This is a genomic window from Enterobacter cloacae complex sp. 677-3DZ2D5B, from assembly GCF_004136695.1.
Taxonomy (GTDB): domain Bacteria; phylum Pseudomonadota; class Gammaproteobacteria; order Enterobacterales; family Enterobacteriaceae; genus Enterobacter; species Enterobacter hormaechei_C.
This window is the reverse complement of the sequence record NZ_QFLS01000009.1, coordinates 454,845-478,754: the sequence shown is the minus strand read 5'-3', so window position 1 is coordinate 478,754 and position 23,910 is coordinate 454,845. Positions and strand designations below refer to the sequence as shown.

Below are 23,910 nucleotides of genomic sequence, written 5' to 3'. Positions count from 1 at the left end.
TAAGATGCTGGTTTTTATTATTTGTTCTCCAGCCCGGCTGACTCTAACAATAGCCTTATGTCAGATGCGCCGGAGTGAATTGTGAATTTCCAGCAACTTAAAATTATTCGTGAGGCGGCCAGGCGGGATTACAACCTGACCGAAGTCGCCAATATGCTTTACACCTCTCAGTCGGGCGTCAGCCGGCATATCCGCGAGCTGGAGGAGGAGTTAGGCATTGAGATTTTTATCCGTCGCGGCAAGCGCCTGCTGGGTATGACCGAGCCAGGCAAGGCATTACTGACCATCGCTGAGCGCATTCTCAACGAGGCCAGCAACGTTCGCCGGCTGGCGGATCTCTTTACCAACGACGCTTCCGGTGTGCTGACTATCGCCACCACCCATACACAGGCGCGCTACAGTCTTCCGACGGTTATCAAAGCATTTCGTGAGATCTTCCCGGACGTACGTCTCGAACTGATCCAGGGCACGCCGCAGGAAATCGAAGTGCTGCTGCATAACGGCGGAGCCGATATCGGTATCGCCAGTGAACGGCTGAGCAACGACCCGCTGCTGGTGGCGTTCCCGTGGTTCCGCTGGCACCACAGCCTGCTGTTACCCGCCGATCACCCGCTGAATCAGGTTTCGCCGTTGACGCTGGAAGAGATCGTCAAATGGCCGCTGATTACCTACCGGCAGGGCATTACCGGGCGCTCGCGCATTGATGAAGCGTTCAAGCGTAAAGGGCTCACGCCGGACGTGGTGCTGAGCGCGCAGGATTCCGACGTGATCAAAACCTACGTCGAGTTAGGGCTGGGGATTGGCCTGGTGGCCGAGCAGTCTGGCGGAGAATATGAGGCCGGAAATCTGGTGCGTCTGGATACGCGTCACCTGTTCGATGCGAATACCGTCTGGCTGGGGCTAAAGCGCGGGCAGCTTCAGCGTAACTACGTGTGGCGTTTTATTGAGCTATGCAATGCGGGGCTGTCGGTGGATGAGATCAAACGCCAGGTGATGGAGCCGGAAGAGGTGGCGATTGATTATCAGATTTAGTCGCTAATCAGTAGGCCGGGTAAGGCGCAGCCGCCACCCGGCAAATTTACCGAACCCACAAAAGCAAAAAGCCTGCTTTAAAAGCAGGCTTTTCAAATTTGGCTCCTCTGACTGGACTCGAACCAGTGACATACGGATTAACAGTCCGCCGTTCTACCGACTGAACTACAGAGGAATCGTGTGAACGAGGCGCATATTATCGACCTGCGTGCGCCTTGTCAAAGGGGAAAACACCGTTTTTGTTCGTTTGTCGACAATTTCAGCAAACCGATGATTTAATAGCAAATTTGCTTTCAAATTGCACAGCAAATCGCGCCGCCCGCAGACAGGCGGCGCGCAGGATCAGAACAGAACGGAGTAGTTCAGACCAAACGTACGTCCACGGCCTTTATAAGTATAAAGACCCGGTGCGCCGTAGGTTGGGCTATACAGCCCCGGTGCGCGCTGGCCCCAGGCGGTGGTGTAGTCTTTGTCCAGCAGGTTCTCCACGCTGAAGCTGACTTTGCCCACCGGCAGGGCGTAGCTACCCAGGAAATCAACGGTGTTATAGCCATCAATCTTCTTACCGTCGGCGTCAGACACGTCAAAGGTTTGTGTGCTCTGCACGCGTAGCGTCCAGTCGCCCGGCGCCCAGTTGACCCATGCGCTGGCTTTAGACGGGCTGGCGCTGTCGACCGTCAGCTTCTCCCATTTCCCGTTTTCACGCGTTTCGGACTTGATGGCGTTAAAGTTCGCCCCGGTGCTCCAGTCGCTGTCGGTGAAGAAATAGTCCACCTGGCCTTCAACCCCATAGATACGACGTTTGTCGTCCTCCAGGTTGATGGTCATGTCGCTCTTGTTGATGGTGATGGTTTTATCCGAGAGCGAGTAGTATGCCGCCACCTGGGTACGCAGGTTATCGCCGGTGAAGCGCCAGCCGAGCTCGTAAGCATTGACCTTAATCCCGTCCAGCGTTGAGTCGTTCACATTGACGCTGTTTTGCAGACGATAGTGACCATCGACCAGCTGATAGGTGCCGGAGCCGTAGTACTTCGCCAGGTCCGGGATCTCGAAGCCCTGGGAGAAGTTAAACCACAGCTGTTGCTGTTCGGTCAGACGTCCAAGGATCCCGGCGTTAAACAGGAAGTTGTTGTAGTCGGTTTTCCCGCCCGGCACCGCGTCAGCGGAGGTGGCTTTGCCCGTGGCGATTGCCTGCTGCTGGGCGTAACCGACAAAATCGTCCACCTTGTTTTCGGTGTACTGATAACGCACGCCGCCGCTCAGGGTGATGGCGTCAATGTCATAGCTGGCTTGCAGGAACGGCGCGAGGTTGGTAATGCTGTAACCCGGATAACGGCCCACGTTGTAGGCATTGTCCAGCTCCATGCCGCCGCTCGCCGCCGCTTTGCTTAAGTCGAAGAACTGCTGGTTGGCATCGAACGTTTCATGGTCGGCATCCACGCCCCAGGTGAGGGTCAGGTCGTCCATCGGCTTGCTGTTCAGCGTCAGCTTGCCGCCGTAAAAATCGGTTTTCTGCTGGGACGCGCCAATGCTGGTCACCGCGCCTTTGCTCAGCGTCGGGAACGGGTAGTAGGTCAGACTCTCATCACGGTAGTAAATCTGCGCAACCAGATCCTGACCCCAGAAATCGGTGTTCGAGTATTGCAGGTTGATCAGGTGACGCTCTGTGCCCGGGATACGGTCAGAGTTCAGGTTGTCTTTGTTATAGGCTTTGGCATCGCCCGTGACCGCAGCGAAATTCTCCCCAAGGAACAGGCCGTGCTTGCCGTCAGATTCGCTCTTGTAGTACTGCGTGGTTAACTGGAGCTGCTGATGATCGTCGATGTTGATGGTGCCTGTCCCCATCACGTCGATACGGTCGGAATACTGCAAGCCGGTCTGGGTGTTATCGATAATCACCTCGTCGCCGTTGCCGTCATACCAGCCGCCGTAGCGCTGATAGGAGACCGACAGACGACCAGAGGCGTTGTCATTGCCGCCGCTCACGGCTGCGGAGACGTTCTCATCATGGTCGTTATGGCTGTTAAACCCGCTTTTTGCCCCGGTCTGGAACTCCACTTCGGTCTCCGGCTGGCCTTTTTTGGTGACGATGTTCACCAGCCCGCCGGTACTGCCGCCGCCGTACAGCGAGGTGGCGCCGGAGATCACTTCGATGCGGTCAATGTTGAACGGATCGATAGAGTCGAGCTGGCGGCTGTCGCTGCGGGACGAGTTCAGACGTACGCCGTCCACCATCACCATCATGGAGCGACCGCGCAGGTTCATGCCGTAGTTGGTACGTCCCTGGCTGCTGACGTCCATGCCGGGGATCAGCTGGGCCAGAACGTCTTTAATCTCTTTCCCGCCCTGAACCTGCTGCTCAATTTCCGCCCGCTCAATAACCCAGGTGGTTTGCGCCATCTCTGCCACGCTGCGATGTGCCCGGCTGGCGGAGACCACAATATCTTCTTCCTTTTGTTCTTCCGCCCACGCAGAGGTAGAAAGCATGGCAAGCAAGCACGGATTTAAAACCCAAAGATGAGAACGTTTCATTGTTATGTTGATCCTGAATGTGTGTGTCAGTACTCGGTGGTCTTTATTAATGATTTAATAACCTGGCTGCTCTCCGGGCTGGTGGTGCTCCGCCAGTGGATCACGCCGGGGGTGGTTGCCAGCTCAAACGGCTCGTCATCGTGAGCGCGATTCAAAATTCGCGCCGCGCGCCAGGCCATCAGGCTGAGCTGGGGTTCGGCAATACCGAGACGGTGCATCCCGGCATTCACGGCAAACAGGCGGTTGCTCTGCGGGCCGTCCCATTCAAGGGTAAAATCGTTGTTGATGCAGAAGGCTTCATCCTCATCCAGACGCAGTCGGGAAGAGAGCGGGGCGAGAAAAGCAGGCTGCACGGCGCGGTAGCCGGTGGCGAAAATCACCACGTCGCTTTCAAGCTGTTCGCGCCCGCCGTCCAGGTGATGCTGGATGCTGAGGCGAGGTCCGGTTTCCTGGCGCGTCAGCGCCGTCACCGAGCGGGACGGCATCAGGTGCGCCCAGGGTTTTTCACGCAGCACTTCGAAACGGTGGTACATGGCGCGGTAAATCGCCAGCAGGGACTCGGTGGTGATCCCGTCGGAGGTCATTTTCTGCTCCTGCAACATCTGACGTCGGGCGTCGTCACCGAGGGTCGAGAAGCTGTCCACATACTCTGGCGTGAAATACTCGTTAGCAAACGCGGCTTCATCCAGCGCGTTGTAGTTGTTGCGGCGCGACACCCAGTTGAGGCTCAGCGGCTGGCCCCATTCCCCACGGAAGATATTCAAAAACAGATCCGCACCGCTCTGGCCGCCGCCGACGACGGTGACGCGCTTGCCCGCTAAATCCGGCGTGCGCAGCATCATTTCGCTGGCGTGGAAGCAGGTATCGTCCTGCGCGGTGACGCAGTCTGGCAGATTGATCTGCTTCCCAATCCCCACGCAGACGTGCCGCGCCAGGAAGCGATCCCGCTGGGTCACGATCTCAAACAGGCCGTTTTGCTCATCAAAGCTGACCTGCTGTACCTGCTGGCTGAAGGCCAGGTTGGTGAGGTTATCCGCCGCCCAGCACAGGTAGTCGGCAAACTCCTCGCGCGACACGGTTCGCTGCTCGGTGGTGAGGAAACGGTAGAACTTTTTGCGCTGTACCAGGTAGTTCAGGAAGCTGTGGCGGTTGGTTGGCTCTACGGCGCTGACCAGATCCTTCAGGAAGCTGGTCTGCATATGGCAGTCCGGCACCATCATCCCCGGGTGCCAGGAGAAGTGCGGCTTGCGTTCAAGAAACAGCGAGCTAAAACCGTCCAGCCCCTCCGACAGCGCGGCAATACTGAGGTTGAACGGACCGATACCAATGCCGATGAAATCATAGGTTTTCATTGCGCTGACTCCCGGGAGACCAGAAAAAGAGGGTTATCAAGATCGCAGACGTAGTTCGGCAGCATGCGGCTGCCGCCGTCGTGTTCAGAGAAGGTTAGTTTGACCGGGTTGAGGATCACGCGAATAATCTGCGGCTTAAACAGGTCGAACTTCGCGAAGCGCGCCGCAAGATCCGGATGGGCGGCCATATAACGATGTAACACCAGCGCCAGGATCTGATAGAAGCGGGTTTCATTCACGCCGCATTGCAGGGTGAGGCGGGATATAAAGCGCAGCACCGTGACAAAGTTGCCGGTTTGCAGGTCGTGGATGATGTAATCCGCGCTGAGGCGCGCCGTCACCGCTTTTACCTGCTCCGGCAGGCCCTGCGCCTGCGGGAAATCTTCATCCACCAGGCGCATATCGCCCTGGAAATCCTTCAGCAAAATGCGCTGCGGAACGTAATCTTTCATCACCAGCGTGACGTTCTGGCCGTGGGCGATGAGCGCCACCCCGTAGCGACAGAGCAGGTGATAGAAGGGGATCACCGTCGCCTCAAACAGCTTTTCCAGCCATGCGTCAGCGGTTAACCCCGAGCGTTTGATCCATGCGTCAATCAGCGGGCGCCCCTGATTATCGGTTTCCATCAGCGCCGCCATCAGCACCGCCTGTTCACCATCCTGTAAATAGCAGGATGGGTTCTCGCGCCAGATCACCCCCAGCATCTCCTGATAGCGGTACGGCGCCTCAGGCAATGCGGCATAACCCGGATGCGACAGATATCCGGCAGCGGGTTCGCCAAGCACCTGCGCCCCGGAGCGAATCAGCGTGGCATCGCTGGCAAACTGCTGCTGTAGCCAGCGCGAGGCCAGCGGACCGGCGGCAATATACTTGCCCGGAATACCGCGATAGCAGGAGGTGTTGTAGATGGTCAGCGGCAGCTTGATGTCATACGGCGCGCGACGGCTGGCGTTGGTCAGCGTGCGCAGGGACTGCTGCGCCAGATACTCATCGCCGAACTCACCCAGCTCCACCATTTCACCGCGTGCGAGCTGCGCCAGGAAATGAATGGCAATTTTTTGTTGCCACTGCCACGGGTGCAGCGGCACCGGCAGCCAGCTATCATCCAGATCCAGCTCCTGCCAGCGGGCGTCGAACCGCTCGCGCTCGGCATCGTCCATGGCGCTGGAGAGCAGGGCGTTAATATCGCAATCGGCGTCGCTGCTCCAGACCAGACGATCGCGCTGCACGGCGACCCAGTGCAGACGAAAACGCCCGCGATATTCCGGCGCGTACAGGCGCAGGGCATCCAGCCCCCAGCCGCGGCGTCCCTTGTTGAAAATAAACTTCGGGTGACCGCGCATCAGGCACTGTAGCTCGTCCGGGTCAAGGTGGATCAGCGCATCGGCATCCAGCGTTTCACGCGCCTGCAACAGCTGCATGTCGCCCCGCAGCGTGGCGTAGAGATCTTCCATGTGCTCCGCCGTTTGCGCGTCGCTCATCTCCAGTACGGTGGCCAGTTGCAGCAGCGCGTTTTCCGCTTCGACCGCCGCGCCGCTGGTGGTGGTCAGGGTATCAGGGTCAATATGCAGCCAGCCCCAGATCCCACGCGTGGCGCGAAACTGCCAGCACGCGTTGCCCATACTGATGCGCCAGTAGTCCGCCGAATCCGGCTCGGCGCGCAGGGTGCGTTCATATTCCAGTTCGGCGAGGATCTTCGCCACCATCTCGCGGTTCACTTTCTGCCAGAGCGCGTTCACAGTTCCACCTCGTGGAAGAAGCGATGACGCTCGCTCATGATGAGACGGGAGCGTTTGTGCGGGAAGTCGAACTCTTTCACTGTGTCGAAACCGGCGGACGCCAGATGGCGGAACAGACGCTGGTTGTCGAAGCGCGGTTCCGCCACAATGCGCGCCGTGCGCGGTTCATCGAGATACAGATAGTGGCTCAGGCCGCGCAGCCAGCTGCGGATATACTGCGCTCCGCGCCAGTTCTCTTCGCCCACCAGCATATGCAGCCCGCGGTCAAAGGGCTGCCAGCGATAGTGGCGGCCAATGCGGTCTTCCGCCGCCCAGTAGAGTTCAAAATAGCCGAATGGCTGATCGTCAAAGCAGCCGATCACCGGATAGCAATAGGTCGAGTCGAGCTGGCGACGCAGGTAGTTCTCCTGCTCGGCCTGCGGGCCGGCCATCTCCCAGAAAGCGTTCACGCGTGGGGTGTTCATCCAGCGGGTAAAACGCTCGCCGTCCAGCGCCACGTCCGCCACGCGGAAGCTCAGGGTGCGCTTAATCTGCGGATCGTAACGGCGATACACCTCGCCCTGCGGGCGGTGAGGGCGCAGCGGGAAGTACAGCTGACGGCTTTCATCAAACTGCATTCCGCCGCTCGCCTGCGGACGCTCGCCTTTCAGCCACAGCGGCAGCTGCCAGAAAATTTCACGCGCCAGATAATCTCCGTGAACGAGGCTAAACAGCGCCTGCGCCTGAGGTTCATCCTGCCAGGCTGCCCACGGCAGGGTAATGCCGGTCAGGGCGGGCGCGGCAACAAACAGCTGGTCGAGGGCGTCCACCAGCCAGCCGTCCGGGAGCCCGGTCAGCCGCTCCAGCACCGCGCAGCCGTCGAGACCCAGCGTCAGCGGCAGGTTTTGTTCCGTGGCCGTGCAGCGAAAGCCGTAGCCGGAATGGACGATATTCGCGTTTGCCATCACGCCTTCTCCTTATAAAACGGGTTGCTAAAGTCGAAATAGATCACCGCCGGATCGACGATGGTGTTTTCGTTGCGATCGTGCAGGTAGCAGAAGAAGTTGCCTTTGCAGTTCCAGGTCGGGCTGTCGAGCACATAATCAAGGCAGCGGGTCTGCTTCGCCGTCGTGCGCAGTTCGGCCAGCGCGTCACGCACGCGGGACATCAGGTTCTCTTCGCTGTCGAAACCGGCAGCGGCGAGCGCGGCGGTGACGGCAAGGGTAGAGTTCAGCAGCAGGTAATAAGGGAAGTAGCGCAGCAGCTGGCTCTCACCGAAGCGGTTTTCAACTTCGGTTTCACCTGCCTCATTCAGCCACGCGTCGGCCCCTTCGGTCCAGGCGCTGCCCTGGCAGTCACGGTAGATCAGTCCAACGGGGAAATCCTGCTGCATCTCAACGAGGATATTTTGCTGGTGCGCCAGCAGGACCAGACCGTAGTCCGCCTCGGCGCTGAACAGCGGAAGCAATACGCGGTCGCAGTAGGCATCCAGCCAGCAGCGCGCGGCCTGGGCGAGGGGTAAGTCCAGACGCTGGCTCAGACGACGCACCGCCGCGGCGAGCAGGCTGTCGCCGCCGTCCGGCGCGGCCTGGGTCAGGCTCACCAGCACGTTGGTTTGCGTTTCAGGGGTATCGAACAGCAGATTGACGCGCAGGGCCATCAGGCTCTCTTCCTGAATGACGCCGTGCTCATCGCGCAGCCCCGCCCAGCCGTCCTCCTGCATCACGCGCATGGTCGGGTAGCGAGCCTGGAGCCCTTGCCAGCGTGCCGTTTTCGCCAGCCGCGCCAGGCGCATGCCGCGCTTAACCTCTTTCACCGACAGCGTGCGCACGGAGTTGGTCAGGCGCACGCTCAGGGAAAACTTAATCATGTCGCTGTTGGTTTCACTGTACAGCGAGCGGGAAGAGCTGGTGGGTAGCCATGGCGCACCGGCTTCGCCCAGATCGCGCAGGGCGCCTTTTTCTACCAGACGCTGGCACCAGTCCTGCTCCAGCAGATAGTCGGCCTGCCACGGGTGCATCGGCAGTAGCCAGCAGGTGTCGGTGAAGTGACCGAGAAGAGCCGGCGCGCTCTGCGCTGCAAAGCGCAGCAGACGTTCCCGCAGGGAGACATTCAGGCTGTCGCCGGTAATCAGCTCATGCTCAACCGCAAACCAGCGCAGCGGGAAGCGGGAGGCGAAATCCGGCAGATAGCGACGCGCCTCGGCCTCGTTAAACGGCTCGTGCGACTTTGGGGCAGGATGAAAAGCATGGCCGACCAGCAGCGCCTGTTCCGCTTCGGCAAAGGTCAGCGGCTTATCGCGCAGGTTTGCCCAGTTGTGGCGTAAATCAATGGCCTGCCAGGTGTGTGTATGGCTTTCCAGGACGCGCTGCTTAAAGCGAGCCAGCGTATCGGCATCCAGAGCGCCTTTAACCGTCTCTTTTTCAATAATTAAATCAATCAGTTGATGGAATGTGACCGTGTCACCGCCGTCGCTGTCGGCCTGAATCAGCGTTGCCGGGAAAAGATACTGGTGATGCTGTGTGGGGGAGAAATAGCGTACCGGAACCCGAATGGCCTGGGTTGGGGAGAGCGGGATATGAATCAGTGATAACTCATCCGCACGGGTTGCGGGAAGATAGTGCCAGTCCTTCGTTTCGCGCAGCAGCGCGTTCAAAAAACACTGGGCCGCAACATCTGTACCGGCGGAGCGGAGCAGAGTACGCATAGTTGTACCTCATTCCATGACTGATAATAATTCTCGTTATGATATTCATTCTGTTTACAGTGGCAACTATTTTTGCAATATTTGTTTTCATAAACTTCATAATTTCCACACATTTATTGACATTATCTTCACAATTTTATGCGCACCCGTACCGAGAATCTCACTGACGTTGTGGCCCCCAAAGCTAACTGGTCCCTGGCACTGGGCGCCGGTTTATTAGGTATTGGACAAAACGGTTTGCTGGTCATGCTGCCGCAGCTGGTCTCCCTGACCGGATTGTCGCTCTCCGTCTGGGCCGGGCTGTTGATGTTCGGCTCGATGCTCTTTTTACCCGCATCGCCCTGGTGGGGACGCCAGAGCGAGCGGCACGGCTGTAAGATCGTTATGCTGGCCTCGCTGGGCGGCTACCTGGCGAGCTTCGTCGTGATGGCGCTGGTAGTCTGGGCGATGGCGAACGGCGCGCTGAATGCCCTATGGGGAATGGCGGGCCTGGTTCTGTCGCGCATGCTGTACGGCCTGACGGTATCAGGGCTGGTGCCTGCGGCCCAGACGTGGGCCATTCAACGCGCGGGGTTGGATAAAAGGATGGCGGCGCTGGCGACGATAAGCTCTGGCCTGAGCTGCGGGCGTCTGCTGGGACCGCCTCTTGCCGCGCTGATGCTCGGCGTCAGCCCGGTCGCACCGCTCTGGCTGATGGCGCTGGCGCCGTTGATCGCGCTGCTGCTGGTGCTGCGCGAAGCCGCCGATCCCCCGCTGCCGCCGGTGGCGCACCAGTCGACGCGGTTACAGGCCTCCATGCTGCCTTTCCTGGTGCTGGCGCTGCTGCTGGCAGCGCTGGTCAGCCTGATGCAGCTTGGCTTATCGCCGCATCTTCATCCGTTATTCAATGGCGATGTCGTGCAAATCAGCCATCATGTCGCGCTATTGCTGAGTCTGGCCGCCCTGGCGACCCTGGCGGCGCAGTTTCTGGTGGTACGCCCGCAGCATTTTACCCCGAGAGTTTTACTCTTAATTGCCGCAGTGCTGATGGTGGCGGGTCTTGGGCTGATGTCTCTCGCCAGTTTAGCCCTGTTCTACGTGGGCATTGTCATCACTTCGCTGGGGGCCGCCATGGCAACGCCGGGATACCAGCTTTTGCTCAACGATCGGCTGACGACGGGCAAAGGCGCAGGGGTGATCGCCACCAGCCATACGCTGGGCTACGGGGCCAGCGCGCTGCTGGTACCCGTGGTGACGCGCTTTTACGGTGAGCAGTTTTTGATTACTGCCGCATGGGGAATGGCACTGCTGTTTCTCGCGGTGAGCGTGTGGGTACGATCGACCGATCGTACCCCTTAAACATTAGTGGAACGGATGAGAGGATGTGCTGGCTGCGTCCTCACTTTGCCGCAGACGCTGGAGTGGATCCTGCTGATAAAACTGGCAAAAACGCTGCCACAGCGCCGGGAAGCGCGGGGCAAAAAGCTCAGGTGCGCTAAAGAAATACTCGGACAGCACCGCAAAACACTCGGCGGGATCGGTCGCGGCGTAGGCATCAATGCTGGCCGCGCTTTCACCCACCAGGTCGATCTCATCCTGAATGTTTTCCATCGCCGCGTGCAGGTCGTGCTCCCATCCCGCGACTTCACGCAGCGGGATCAGCGGCACGCCGCTGGCGCGATCGCCGTTACGGGTATCCAGCTTATGCGCCACTTCGTGAATGATCAGGTTGAAGCCCGAGGCATCGAACGAGTCTTGAATATCCAGCCAGTTGAGGATGATTGGCCCTTGCTGCCAGCTCTGCCCGGACTGCACCATACGCTGGTTGTGCACCAGCCCGATGTCATCCTCCCACTCATCATCGACGATGAACGGCGCCGGGTAGATCAGCACTTCGTGGAAGCCATCCAGCCATTCGATACCCAGCTCCAGCACCGGCAAGCAGAAGAGCAGGGCGATGCGCGAATTTTTAAGCGGATCCAGTTCGAAGCCCTGTAGCGGTACCAGCCGTTTTTGCTGTAAAAAACGCTCGGCCAGCTGAATCAGCTTTGATTGCTCTTCAGGCAAGAGATTCGCCAGCACGGGGATCGCCAGAGCCTCATCCCAGGGGAGCGCCATATTTCGACCAGCGTCGTTCGTTTTCCAGGGCCACTTAATCATCGCTTTGCTCGTTACTCGCACGTGAACAAAATGGAAAGGTCAGGGGCTGTTAGCATGCCAACATACTCTGTTAAGCAGTATGACACTCCTCATCGGCTGCATGCAGAGTGGCGGCCTGTTTAAGAGGAATCCAGCCCGCATAAACTATCACTATGTGCCGTCAGGTTGATAGCGCTTTAGGGGTATCCCCTTCATTTTGTGAAGTATGTCGTGCGCGGCTATGATAAATCTCTTCTTACCCTACCATGCTTAAGGATCCCGTCAGTATGCCCGTCAATTTTGACCTCAACGATCTCTATGCCTTCCGCGCTTTACTGGAATACGGCAATTTCCGTCTTGCGGCAGAATCTATCTGCCTTTCCCAGTCGGCGTTGAGTCGCAGAATTGAAAAGCTGGAGGCGGCACTGGGGACAAAACTGTTCGACAGAACCACCCGGCGCGTCACGCTGACCCTGTATGGACAGACCTTTGCCGACCGGTGCGGGCAACTGCTTGCTGACGTGGAGTCCATGCTTTCGGATATCGATAAGGCCAGCGAAGAGCGCACGGGGCTGATCACCGTGGCGACGGTGCCGTCAGCCGCCTGTTACTTTATGCCGGATGTGATCCGCCGCTTTCAGTCCCGTTACCCCCGCGTGCGCATAAAACTGATCGACAGCAGCGCCGGAAATGTTATCGAGGCCGTCACCCGCGGACAGGCGGATTTTGGTATCTGCTTTGCCCGGAGTTTGCAGCCCGACATCGAGTTTGTCCCGCTGGTGGAGGATGTCTACGTGGCCGCCTGCCGACGCGACAGCCCGCTTGCAAAAAGAAAAAGCCTGACGTGGCAGGCTTTTTATCAGCAGGATTATATCGGTCTGGATAAGACCTCCGGCAACCGCAATCTTCTCGACCAGCGGGTCGGGCATATTCGGCCTGAGCGCCCCAGCATCTGCGAAACGCGGCACGTGACGACCATGCTGGGGATGGTTGAAGCCGGGATCGGCATTGCGGCCGTTCCCGCCATGTCAATGCCCCGCGCAGAGCATTCGCTGCTGACGTCGGTACCTTTAACCGAGCCTGAAGTCAGGCGAACCGTGGGGCTGATCCGCCGCCGCGGTCGGATCCAGTCCTATATTGCTGCCGAACTCGAAACGCTGATTACCGAGCAGTATCGCGAGGTGCACTGACGGGCGTTAAGCCCGTTGCCGTAATGACGCTGGCGGCCTGTGGCGAGGCGAGAAAAGTCAGCAGCGCTTTTCCCTGTTCAGGATGGTCGGCCTTCTGCGTTACGGCTCCGGCGAAACGAGTAATGTACTGCATGTCGTCAGGCAACTTACCGACAAACGTCACCCCCGGGACCGGCAGAAGCTCGCTCACCTGCTGAAAGCCGAGGTCGTATTTCCCTTTTGCCACTTCAGACGCCACCGGGATACGCTCAACCCGGTGCGCTTTATCGTGGACCTGGCCGTCTATGCCCAGCTTACGGAACAGCTGGCTCTCAACATACCGGCCGCTGGCGCTGTCGGAATAAGCCATGGAATGCGCCTTCAGCAGCGTTTGCCGCAGGGCAGGCACCGTACTGATATCCGGCACCGGCGCGCCCGCTTTGACGACCATCCCGACGGGCGAATCCGCCAGCTCCACGCGGGAGCCCGCCGCCGTCCTGCGATCCTGTTCCAGTTTCGCCAGCGCATCGCCCACCATAATCACCACGTCCGCTTTTTCGCCCCGGGCGAGCCGGGCCGGAATGGCCTGCGGCGTTTTGCCCATCGACGGGCCGGAGATCACAATGAGCCTGTCGCCGCTTTGCGCTTCGTACTGCGGCGTCAGCTTCTCCAGCGCCGCTTTGAAGCCGCCAGAAATCATCACCGTCACATCCTGCGCAAGCGCGCCCGCGCTGAGGGTGGCGAAGGTCAGGGCGGCAATCACCGTTCTGAATGTAAGCATGAGGGATCACTCCTTAACGGCAGTTTGCAGGATTAACGTGCGACGACGATAGAGATAGAGCGTTGCCAGCAGGGCGCAAACGGCGGCAAAGCTCATCCAGTAGCCCGGGGAGGCTTTGTCGCCGGTGTACTCAATTAAGGCGGTCGAAATCACCGGCGTGAAACCGCCAAAGACCGCCGTTGCCAGGCTGTAAGCCAGCGAGAAGCCCGCCACGCGCACCTCTGCTGGCATGATCTCAGTCAGGGCCGGGATCATCGCGCCGTTATACAGACCGTAGAGGAAAGAGAGCCACAGCAGCACGGTCAGCATCATTGAGAAGCTCGGAGCTGCCGCCAGCATCGTCAGCGCCGGATAGCTGGTTGCCAGCGCCAGCAGCGTCATGGCGATCAGCACCGGTTTACGCCCGAAGCGATCCGACAGCGCGCCGCCCACCGGCAGCCAGATGAAGTTGGACACCGCCACCAGCAGCGTGACCAGAAGACTGTCCGACGCGCTGAGCATCAGGACTTTTTTACCGAAGGTCGGCGCGTAAACGGTGATCAGGTAAAACGCGGTGGTGGTCATCGCCACCATCAGCATGCCCGCGACGACGACCGGCCAGTTGGCGAGCAGCGTTGTGAAGACCTGACGCATCGCCAGATGGTGGCGACGGGCGCTGAATTCCTCGGTCTCTTCGAGCTTGCGGCGCAGGAAAAAGATGAACGGCACAATCAGACAGCCAAACAGGAACGGAATACGCCACCCCCATTCGCGAATGGCACTCTCTTCCAGCACCACATTCAGCGCGAAGCCCATCGCCGCCGCGATCATAATGGCGACCTGCTGGCTACCTGACTGCCAGCTGGTATAGAAACCCTTGCGGCCCGGCGTGGCGATCTCCGCCAGATAAACCGAAACCCCGCCCAGCTCGGCACCTGCCGAAAAACCCTGCAACAGGCGGCCGGTCAGCACCAGCAGCGGTGCCCACAGGCCAATGCTCTGATAAGAAGGGATCAGCACAATCAGAAAGGTTCCGGCGGCCATAATCGACAGGGTGACGATCAGCCCTTTACGGCGGCCCACTTTATCAATGTAAGCCCCCAGCACAATGGCCCCGATCGGACGCATCAGGAAGCCCGCGCCAAAGACGGCGAAGGTCATCATCAGTGACGCAAATTCACTGCTTGCCGGGAAAAAAGTATGGGCGATGTAGGTGGCATAAAAGCCGAACAGAAAGAAGTCGAATTGCTCAAGAAAGTTGCCCGACGTGACGCGGAAAATCGCGCCCGCTTTCGCACGAACCGTTGCAGGTGAGGTTGAGGAAACCATGATTATCTCCAGTTTTATAGCGACGTTATGCTCGTCTGTTTCTGAAAACTGGATCAGGAAGTGGAAATTAATAAGCGCAAATAGCGCATAAACCGATGCGTGTGGTGCATTAATGACAATGCGTTGACCAGTATTTACATATTCAACAATAACTTAACATTTCGATGATCTTTTATACACCACGTTTCGCTAAGTCGCTGATATATCAGTTTTGTGACACCGCGCAGATGAGAAGCCAGGCGGGGCCTGGCTTGGGATTATCAGCGCAGCGCGTTCGCAATCGCGCTAAACATCAGCGACGCTTCCAGCGGCTGGGCGCTGAATGACGGCTCTGCCTGCGGCCAGGTGGACCACTGGACGATAACCAGATTTTCTTTATGATTAACCATGATCATCTGCCCAAAAATACCCAGCGCCCACAGGGAATCCTTCAGCGAATTTTCGACTTTCGGCTCCACATTTGTGGCGGTGGCTGGCACTTCATTGTTCCACCACTGGTAGCCGTACAACCCCTTCGGATGCGCCTCGGACACCGATCCTTTGGCCTGTGTCCAGGCTGAGGACTGTTTCACCCAGCCCTCGGGGAGGATCTGCTTTCCGTCCGGCAGGGTACCGTTATGCAGGATAAACTCCCCGAAACGCCCCCAGTCTTCCAGCGTGGCGTTGAACCCATGCGCACCCACGTCGTGCTGGCCTTTGCTGTAGGCATGCCACACGCCGTCGCTCGCCATACCGTACGGCTGCCAGATGCTTTTCTCCAGATACGCCGCGAGCGTCATGCCGGTGGCGCGCTCAAGCACATCGCCTAACAGCCAGGCACCACCCGAGGAATAGGACCAGTTTTCGCCCGCCGGGTGTTCACGGTGTAACTCCTTCACCAGGGTGCGCACACAGTCGTAGGTGCCCGGTTTCGCTTCGCATTCGGTAAGCCGGGCGAAGTCAGATTGCGCGTTGGTGTAATCTTCAGTCCACGCCACGCCCGAGGTGTGGGTGATGAGCTGTTTCAGCGTTACGCCCTCCCAGGCGGTGCCTTTTAAATCCGGTTCGTATTGGGTGACAAGGTCGTCCAGGGAGTGGATTTTCCCTTCTTTAATCGCAACACCCACCAGCGCGGAGACCACGGATTTGCCCACGGAACGCGACGTCCAGAGCGTAGAGTCGGTATTGCCTTCTCCCAGATATTTATAGGCCACTTTGCCATTTTTCAGCACCAGCATGCCGCTGACGTTCTGGCGTTTCAGGTAATCCTGAAGATTGTAAATCTTACCCTTCACCTGATAGCGGGCATCGGTGAGCGGTTTTTCTGCGGGCAGCAGTGGCGTAGCGTTGCCGTGGCGGAACACATCGCCCGCGTAGTTGCGGTAGTCATTGCGAAAGCCCACCACGCGATCGGCCTGGCTCCAGGTGAGCATGGTATGTGCGTCCGGGAGTCTGGCATCGAAAGGCGCCGGACAGGTCGTGAGGTCGGTACCGTTGCAGGCCGCCATGACGGCGGGCGAGAGCAGGCTGCTGATAACCAGCGCCGCGAGCAGTGTGCGGTTTGTTTTGATTTTCATATTTATCTCGTTTGGCTCAGGAAGGACTTCAGTTTAAGAACCTGAGGCCTATAATAAAAAACGCGTTATGGGGGAAAATCCCCCGGAAAAATCGCGTGGAGAATGACGTGGCATCACTGATCTATTCCTTTGCCCAGCTTGAGGCGTTCACCGCCGTCGCTGAGCACGGCAGCCTGATGAAGGCGGCCAGTAAACTCGGCAAAGATCGTACAACCCTGCGGGATCTGATCGATTTCCTTGAGGATGGGCTGGGCTACGCGCTGTTCCTGCGGGAGGGGCGTAGCCTGCGCCTGACGCCGGAGGGGGAGCAGCTTCAGCGGCAGGCGCACCTGCTGATGCGGCAGGTCAAAGCGTTTGAGGCGTTTGCCCGTACGGTGCCGGACAGCGCGACGCAGGACATTGCCCTCGTTTACGATCCGTTCACCCCCAGAGCCTTTTTGCAGGCGCTGATCGCTACGCTGGCGACGAAAAAGATCCGCCTGAGCCTGACCAGCGCATCGCGCGATGAGGCGGAAGCCATGCTGGCGAACGGTCAGGCCGATCTGGGGATCTGCCAGGCGCGCAACCGCAGCGTGGGCAATGAGATGGAGTGGCGGGCGCTGGGGGCGATCGAAATGGATTTTTACGCCGCAACGGCGCTTTTTGCGGAGGTTGCGTCGCCGGTGTCGCTGCTCGATCTCTCTCTGGTTCCACAGGTGGTTATGCATGCCGCGTCAGACGAGCCGGTTGCCCGTCGCCTGCAAATTTCAGGGCACACGCTTTTCACTAACGAACTGGAGATGCTGCGCGGCCTGCTGGAGCAGGGCTGCGGCTGGGGATTTTTGCCGACCCATCTTCACGCAACGCAGTGGAAAAACGTAAAAAGGCTGCCCACCGAAGTGGGCAGCCAGGGGATAAGCCAGACGATGGTCACCATCTGGAAGCCGGGCAGCGACAAGCGCGGGTTGATCAACGATACGCTCTCGCAGCTTCCGGCGTTATGGAAACGCTCAGCGCTGTGAGCACCCTTTGCACTGTTTATTCTGGATCTGATGGAAGAAGTCGTTGCCTTTGTCATCCACTAGGATAAACGCCGGGAAGTTCTCCACTTCAATTTTCCAGATCGCTTCCATACCCAATTCCGGATAGGCCACGCACTCCAGACTCTTGATGCTGTTTTGCGCCAGTACCGCCGCAGGGCCGCCGATGCTGCCGAGGTAGAAGCCGCCGTGCTTATGACAGGCGTCGGTGACCTGCTGGCTGCGGTTACCTTTGGCCAGCATGATCATGCTCGCACCGTTGGATTGCAGTAAGTCTACGTAGGAGTCCATACGCCCGGCGGTGGTTGGGCCTAAGGAGCCAGACGCGTAACCTTCTGGCGTTTTCGCCGGGCCTGCATAGTAAATCGGGTGATCTTTAACGTACTGCGGCAGTTCTTCCCCGTTGTCGAGCAGCTCTTTCAGCTTCGCATGGGCGATGTCACGCGCCACGATGATGGTGCCGCTCAGCGACAGGCGGGTGGATACCGGGTGCGCGGAAAGCTGCGCCAGAATGTCGGGCATCGGCTTGTTCAGATCAATGCTTACCACGTCGCCTTCTCCCTGCTGGCGCAGGGATTCAGGAATATACTGGCCCGGATTGTGCTCCAGCTTCTCAATCCAGATCCCCTCGCGGTTAATCTTCGCCTTGATGTTGCGGTCAGCTGAGCAGGAGACGCCCATGCCGATCGGGCAGGAGGCGCCGTGGCGCGGCAGACGGATCACGCGAATATCGTGCGCGAAGTATTTCCCGCCAAACTGCGCGCCCAGGCCGAGGTTTTGCGCTTCCTGAAGCAGTTCCTGCTCGAGCTGGACGTCGCGGAACGCCTGGCCGTGCGCGTTGCCTTCGGTTGGCAGGCCATCGTAGTAGCGCGCAGAGGCGAGCTTGACGGTTTTCAGCGTGGCTTCCGCAGAGGTGCCGCCGATAACGAAGGCGATATGGTAAGGCGGGCAGGCCGCGGTGCCCAGGGTCCGCATCTTCTCAACCAGATAATTTTTCAGCTTCGCCGGGGTGATCAGCGCTTTGGTTTCCTGATACAGATAAGTTTTGTTGGCGGAACCGCCGCCTTTCGCCATGCACAGGAATTTATACTCGTCACCATCAACGCTGTAGAGGTCGATCTGCGCGGGCAGGTTGGTGCCGGTATTCACCTCTTTATACATATCCAGCGCCGCGTTCTGCGAGTAGCGCAGGTTGTCTTCAATATAGGTGTTATACACGCCCTGACTCAGCGCCGCTTCGTCGCCGCCGCCGGTCCAGACGCGCTGGCCTTTCTTACCCATAATGATTGCCGTACCGGTATCCTGACAGGTGGGCAGCACGCCTTTCGCCGCAATTTCGGAGTTGCGCAGGAATTGCAGGGCAACGTACTTATCGTTCTGGCTGGCTTCCGGATCGTTAAGAATGGCGGCAACCTGCTTCTGATGAGACGGACGCAGCATAAACGCGGCGTCGTGGAAAGCCTGCTGCGCCAGCAGGGTCAGGGCTTCCGGCTCCACTTTCAGCACTTCCTGACCGTCGAACTCGGCAACGGAGACATGCTCTTTGGTCAGCAGATAGTATTCGGTGTCGTCATGCGCGAGAGGGAAGGGGTTCTGGTAGATAAAGGGTTTGTTTGACATAGCTTGCTCCACAAAAATAAAACCGCCGGAGGATATGTCCGGCGGTCAGGAATCAGAACATCATGGACATCCACGGGTAACCAATCAGCAGCAGGGCCGCCAGGAAGATGGCACCGAAGATGGTGCCGAGGCGCCAGTAGTCTTTGGTTGGCAGGTAACCGCTACCGTAGTAAATCGGGCTTGGACCCGTACCGTAGGGGGTGATGATCCCCATCACGCCCAAAGAGGTCACCATCAGCAGGACGAACACTTCCATATTCATGCCCGGAATGGTGGAGGCGATAGTCAGCATCGCCGGCAGCAGCGCCGTGGTGTGCGCGGTGGTGCTGGCAAACAGGTAGTGCAGCAGGTAGAACGCCAGCAGCAGCACGATGGTGGCGACACCCGGAGAGATACCGCTCATCAGCAGGCCGCCTTCTTTACCCAGCCAGCTGATAAAGCCGGTGGAGGAGAGGCCGTCCGCCAGCGCCACCAGGGTGGCGAACCAGACGAAGGTGTTCCACGCGGCTTTGTTACCGGTGATATCGTTCCACTCCAGCACGCCGGTCCACAGCATCAGGCCAACGATCAGCAGGGCAGCCATGGCCGGTTCAATCCACGCCGCGGCGAAGATCCACATCAGCAGCGCACAGCACACGAACACCAGCAGCAGGATCTCATTGCGCGACAGTTTGCCCAGTTTTTCCAGTTCACGGGTCGCCCACAACGGTACTTCGTTGTTTACCTTCACTTCCGGCGGGTAGAACCAGTAAGCCAGCAGCGGCATGGTCAGGATCAGCAGAATACCCAGCGGCAGGAAGGCGAGGAACCAGGTCCCCCATGAGATATCAATTCCGACCGTGCTTTTTACCAGCGCCAGCGCCAGCAGGTTAGGTGCCAGAGCGGAAAGGAACATCGAGCTGGTGATACAGGCCGCGGTAATTGCCACCCACATCAGATACGAACCGATTTTGCGCGCGCTTGGGTCGTTGGGTTTTGAACCGTACAGCGGCGGCAGGTTGGCGATGATCGGGTAGATGGTCCCACCGCTGCGCGCGGTATTGGACGGGGTAAACGGGGCCAGCAGCAGGTCTGCGAAGGTAATGGCGTAACCGAGCGTCAGGCTGCGACGGCCCAGATATTTCACCAGTATCAGCGCCAGGCGGCGGCCGAAGCGGGTTTTGTCGTAGCCCGCAGCAAACATAAAGGCACCGAAGATCAGCCACACGGTGGAGTTACCAAACCCGCTGACCGCCCATTTAAAGGAGGCGCCCGCCAGCTTGAATTTTGGGTCAGCCAGCTGTTCCGGGCTAAAGAGCACCCACTGGCTGCACAGCGCAATCGCCACGACGCCGGTAAGACCGATCACGGCGCCCGGCAGCGGTTCGAAAATTAACCCGACGATGACGCCGACAAAGATGGCGAAGTAGTGCCACGCATAAGGCGGCAGCCCGTCCGGAACGGGAACAAACAACAGCAGGACGGCAACAATGACGGGCAGGGCCATCATCAGCAGGCGTTTTGCTGTTCCATTTGATGCCAGATTCGCCGCAGGAGGCGTTACAGCAGTTTTTGTTTTCATAGTTTCACGTCTTAAGTTGTCAAAAATTCGTCGTACAGCGAAAACACAAATTCGATTGCTTTATTCGTTTTGCTTTTTTTAGTTATTTAAGGTGCGTTTTTGTGTTTTCAGTAATAGCGATTTAACGCATTTTTGTTTGCGCCAAATAAAAAATGATGATGTTTTTATATTGCTCTTTTGAATGCCATAACTATTGATCACGATCAAAAAAACGGAACTGAATGGCTATTTTTATATTTTTTATAATAACCACTCTGAGTAGTGTGGTTATTCGCTGATTTTACGCATTTTATGTATCAAAACTATAACATTTAAATTTTGGTGCTTTTGCTTGTTGTTGTTTTATTTGGTTTTTTGATAGTTGTGGTGTATTGGTTTGACCTTTTGTGATTTAACTTTTTTTAAATTATTGTGAACGAGTGAAACATTCCCGCTAACACCAATGTGTTATTAATGTTATCGAAGGGATTAAATAGTTTATTAACTAACGTAATGGCTTTAGAAACTAAAAAAAGCTTTATATTACTATCATGACATCGGCAAAAGACACGAAATAAAAAAATCATCCCGATAACGAATTCTTAATTTTTAAAGTTTGGAGTTTCTATTATGAGCACTAACGAACGTATTTTAAGCCCCTTCACATTACCGAATGGTACTGAACTGAAAAACCGTTTGTTAATGGCCCCGATGACAACCTGTACCGGTTATTACGATGGCACCGTGACCAGCGAGCTGGTGGAGTACTACCGCGCCCGCGCGGGCAGCATCGGCACCATCATCGTTGAGTGCTGTTTTGTTGACGATCTCGGCCTGGCGTTCCCGGGCGCAATTGGCATTGATAACGACGAGAAAATCGCCGGGCTGGCAAAAATCGCTGACGTCATCAAGTCAAAAGGCTCCAAAGCCCTGCTGCAAATCTACCACGGCGGCCGTATGGTCGACCCAAAACTGATCGGCGGTCGCACGCCGGTTGGCCCAAGCGCCGTTGCCGCGCCGCGTGACGGTGCCGCCACGCCGGTTGCCCTGACCGCGGAAGAGGTGGAAGGCATGATCGGCAAGTTTGGCGAAGCCGTGCGCCGCGCAATTCAGGCCGGGTTCGACGGCGTCGAAATCCACGGGGCGAATACCTATCTGATCCAGCAGTTCTTCTCCCCGAACTCCAACCAGCGCGACGACGAGTGGGGCGGCAGCCGCGAAAACCGCGCGAAATTCCCGCTGGCGGTGCTGGACATTACCCACAAGATGGTGCGCCAGTACGCGGACGACGCGTTTATCATTGGCTACCGTTTCTCTCCGGAAGAGCTGGAAGTCCCGGGCATTCGCTTCGAAGATACCCTGTATCTGCTGGAAAAACTGGCCGCGCGCGGGGTGGATTATCTCCACTTTTCCCTTGGCGACGCCCTGCGTCCTTCTATCGTCGATACTCAGGACCCGACGCCACTTATCGAAAAATACTGCGCCATGCGCTCAGACACGCTAGCTCAGGTACCGGTGATGGGCGTTGGCGGCGTGGTGAATGCCACGGATGTGAATGAAGCGCTGGATCACGGTTACGACCTGATTGCCGTTGGTCGTGCCACCATCGCCTATCCGGACTGGACCGATCGCATCGCGGCGGGCGAAAGCCTGGAGCTGTTTATGGACAGTACCCGACGCGAAGAACTGAACATCCCGGAACCGCTGTGGCGCTTCTCGCTGGTGGAAGCGATGATCCGCGACATGAGCATGGGCGAATCTAAATTCAAACCGGGCACCTTTATTGAAAAAGTGCAGGACGATGCTAACGAACTGGTGATTAACGTCAGCCTCGAAACCGATCGTATTGCCGATATCGAACTGGCCTCCGGCCCGAGTGAAGACGTCGAGTTTGTCACCAGCTTCGAAGAGATCCGCTCCCGTATTCTTGATGCCAACACTCCGCACGTGGATGCTATCACCGGCGCGACCAGCCAAAGCGAGGCGGTGAAAAAAGCGGTCTCGAAGGCGATGCTGAAATCCAGCAAAGCGCTGGCAGCGGAAGAGGGCGCTGACCCGAATGAGACTAAAAGCGTGGATGTTGTAGTGGTCGGCAGCGGCGGCGCCGGTCTTGCGGCGGCGATTCAGGCGCATGACGAAGGCGCGAGCGTGCTGATCGTCGAGAAAATGCCAACCATCGGCGGGAACACCATTAAAGCCTCGGCCGGGATGAACGCGGCGGAGACCCGCTTCCAGCGCGTGAAAGGTATTCAGGACAGCAAAGAGCTGTTCTACCAGGAAAGCCTGAAAGGCGGTGGCAACAAGAACAACCCTGAACTGCTGCGTCGCTTTGTCGAGAACGCGCCGCAGGCCATCGAATGGCTGGCAACGCGCGGCATTATGCTGAACGACATCACCACCACCGGCGGGATGAGCATCGACCGTACGCACCGTCCTAAAGACGGTTCCGCAGTGGGCGGGTATCTGATCAGCGGCCTGGTGCGTAACGTCAACAAGCGCAACATCGAGGTGATGCTGGATACCTCCGTGAGCGACATCATCTTCGAAAACGGCGAAGTGACCGGCGTGCGTCTGACCACCGAAGAGAACGAAACCCTCACCGTGGCAACCAAAAGCGTGATTGTCGCAACGGGCGGCTTCAGCGCCAACAGCGAGATGGTGGTGAAATACCGTCCGGATCTGGCAGGGTTCGTTACCACTAACCACAAAGGGGCGACCGGGGGCGGTATCGCGCTGCTGGAGCGTATCGGTGCGGGCACAGTGGATATGGGCGAAATTCAGATCCACCCAACCGTTGAGCAGAAAACGTCGTATCTGATTTCCGAATCCATCCGCGGCGGCGGGGCGATTCTGGTAAACCAGCAGGGCAACCGATTCTTTAACGAAATGGAGACCCGCGATAAAGTCTCGGCGTCAATCATCGCGCTGCCGGAGAAATACGCTTACATCGTCTTTGACGAGCATGTTCGCGTCAAAAATAAAGCCGCGGATGAGTACATCGCGAAAGGGTTTGTTACCAGCGCCAGTTCGCCAAAAGCCCTGGCGGAAGCGCTGGGGATGGATCACCACCAGTTCCTGGCAACGCTGGAACGCTACAACGGCTTTGTGGAGAAACAGCACGATGATGATTTCGGCCGCACCACCGCGCTGCGTGCGCCAATCAACGAAGGGCCGTTCTACGCCATTCAGATTGCCCCAGGGGTTCACCACACCATGGGCGGCGTGACCATCAATACCGATACCTGCGTGCTGGACAGCAACCACAACGTATTGCAGGGAGCGTTTGCTGCGGGTGAGGTGGTCGGGGGCATCCACGGCGGTAACCGCATCGGCGGTAATGCGGTGGCAGATATCATTATTTTTGGTACGCTTGCAGGACATCAGGCGGCTATGCGTTCGAAAACACGGTAAGGCTCCTGTTTCCCCGGCGGCGCGGTGCCTGCCGGGGCTACACCTGA

At 58.0% G+C, this 23,910-nt stretch carries 16 protein-coding genes and 1 tRNA gene; 5 read left to right on the top strand and 12 right to left on the bottom strand.

All coding sequences use genetic code 11. From position 1 onward, the window contains the following. Nucleotides 1-81: 81 nt before the first annotated feature. A complete protein-coding gene (cbl, locus tag DD597_RS15790) occupies nt 82-1,032 on the top strand; it encodes an HTH-type transcriptional regulator Cbl (protein WP_003859532.1) in 951 nt (316 codons plus the stop codon). 99 nt (nt 1,033-1,131) lie between these two features. Here the strand turns inward: cbl and DD597_RS15785 are convergent. The 6 genes from DD597_RS15785 to DD597_RS15760 all read right to left on the bottom strand — a co-directional run bounded on the left by DD597_RS15785 (nt 1,132) and on the right by DD597_RS15760 (nt 9,341). Then, nucleotides 1,132-1,207, bottom strand: a tRNA-Asn gene (locus DD597_RS15785). A 167-nt stretch (nt 1,208-1,374) separates the two neighbouring features. Then, nucleotides 1,375-3,564 carry a TonB-dependent siderophore receptor gene (locus tag DD597_RS15780; protein ID WP_023324924.1) on the bottom strand — a complete coding sequence of 730 codons (2,190 nt, stop codon included), beginning with the start codon at nt 3,562-3,564 and terminating at the stop codon, nt 1,375-1,377. A gap of 26 nt (nt 3,565-3,590) precedes the next feature. Further along, nucleotides 3,591-4,916: a lysine N(6)-hydroxylase/L-ornithine N(5)-oxygenase family protein gene (locus DD597_RS15775; protein ID WP_129256388.1), complete on the bottom strand. Its 1,326-nt coding sequence runs from the start codon at nt 4,914-4,916 to the stop codon at nt 3,591-3,593. Continuing rightward, nucleotides 4,913-6,655 (bottom strand): IucA/IucC family siderophore biosynthesis protein, encoded by a 1,743-nt coding sequence (gene iucC / locus DD597_RS15770; RefSeq protein ID WP_129256387.1) that lies wholly within the window; start codon nt 6,653-6,655, stop codon nt 4,913-4,915. Before iucC ends, DD597_RS15775 begins: the two co-directional genes overlap by 4 nt. Next, the gene (locus tag DD597_RS15765; protein WP_129256386.1) at nt 6,652-7,599 is read right to left on the bottom strand and encodes a GNAT family N-acetyltransferase; all 948 of its coding nucleotides are present in this window, start codon (nt 7,597-7,599) and stop codon (nt 6,652-6,654) included. Before DD597_RS15765 ends, iucC begins: the two co-directional genes overlap by 4 nt. After that, nucleotides 7,599-9,341 (bottom strand): IucA/IucC family siderophore biosynthesis protein, encoded by a 1,743-nt coding sequence (locus DD597_RS15760; protein WP_045350298.1) that lies wholly within the window; start codon nt 9,339-9,341, stop codon nt 7,599-7,601. Before DD597_RS15760 ends, DD597_RS15765 begins: the two co-directional genes overlap by 1 nt. A 138-nt stretch (nt 9,342-9,479) precedes the next feature. Between DD597_RS15760 and DD597_RS15755 the strand changes: the two genes are divergently transcribed. Continuing rightward, complete coding sequence (locus tag DD597_RS15755; protein ID WP_045350299.1) at nt 9,480-10,679, top strand: MFS transporter; 1,200 nt, start codon at nt 9,480-9,482, stop codon at nt 10,677-10,679. Between the two features lie 3 nt (nt 10,680-10,682). On the opposite strand, the gene mtfA is transcribed toward DD597_RS15755, so the two are convergent. Beyond that, nucleotides 10,683-11,480, bottom strand: coding sequence for a DgsA anti-repressor MtfA (mtfA, locus tag DD597_RS15750; protein WP_003859539.1), 798 nt, complete (start codon nt 11,478-11,480; stop codon nt 10,683-10,685). A gap of 266 nt (nt 11,481-11,746) precedes the next feature. Here mtfA and DD597_RS15745 point away from each other — a divergent pair, with 266 nt between their 5' ends. Further along, nucleotides 11,747-12,649, top strand: a complete 903-nt coding sequence (locus tag DD597_RS15745; RefSeq protein ID WP_003859540.1) for a LysR family transcriptional regulator — start codon at nt 11,747-11,749, stop codon at nt 12,647-12,649. Here DD597_RS15745 and DD597_RS15740 read toward each other — a convergent pair. From DD597_RS15740 to DD597_RS15730, 3 genes are all read right to left on the bottom strand, one after another. After that, on the bottom strand, nt 12,621-13,409 hold the full coding sequence (locus tag DD597_RS15740) for a substrate-binding domain-containing protein (RefSeq protein WP_023324918.1): 789 nt from the start codon (nt 13,407-13,409) through the stop codon (nt 12,621-12,623). The genes DD597_RS15745 and DD597_RS15740 overlap by 29 nt on opposite strands. A 6-nt stretch (nt 13,410-13,415) precedes the next feature. Further along, the gene (locus DD597_RS15735; RefSeq protein WP_003859542.1) at nt 13,416-14,717 is read right to left on the bottom strand and encodes an MFS transporter; all 1,302 of its coding nucleotides are present in this window, start codon (nt 14,715-14,717) and stop codon (nt 13,416-13,418) included. A 260-nt stretch (nt 14,718-14,977) separates the two neighbouring features. Further along, complete coding sequence (locus DD597_RS15730) at nt 14,978-16,273, bottom strand: serine hydrolase (RefSeq protein WP_129256385.1); 1,296 nt, start codon at nt 16,271-16,273, stop codon at nt 14,978-14,980. Nucleotides 16,274-16,368: 95 nt separating this feature from the next. Here DD597_RS15730 and DD597_RS15725 point away from each other — a divergent pair, with 95 nt between their 5' ends. Continuing rightward, nucleotides 16,369-17,274 carry a LysR family transcriptional regulator gene (locus DD597_RS15725; RefSeq protein ID WP_032609605.1) on the top strand — a complete coding sequence of 302 codons (906 nt, stop codon included), beginning with the start codon at nt 16,369-16,371 and terminating at the stop codon, nt 17,272-17,274. Here DD597_RS15725 and fumA read toward each other — a convergent pair. Further along, nucleotides 17,263-18,912 carry a class I fumarate hydratase FumA gene (fumA, locus tag DD597_RS15720; RefSeq protein WP_045896109.1) on the bottom strand — a complete coding sequence of 550 codons (1,650 nt, stop codon included), beginning with the start codon at nt 18,910-18,912 and terminating at the stop codon, nt 17,263-17,265. The two genes, DD597_RS15725 and fumA, sit on opposite strands and share 12 nt — an antisense overlap. 52 nt (nt 18,913-18,964) lie before the next feature. Continuing rightward, complete coding sequence (locus DD597_RS15715) at nt 18,965-20,473, bottom strand: anion permease (protein WP_003859551.1); 1,509 nt, start codon at nt 20,471-20,473, stop codon at nt 18,965-18,967. Nucleotides 20,474-21,082: 609 nt separating this feature from the next. Here DD597_RS15715 and DD597_RS15710 point away from each other — a divergent pair. After that, a complete protein-coding gene (locus DD597_RS15710) occupies nt 21,083-23,863 on the top strand; it encodes a flavocytochrome c (RefSeq protein WP_129256384.1) in 2,781 nt (926 codons plus the stop codon). Nucleotides 23,864-23,910 lie beyond the last annotated feature (47 nt).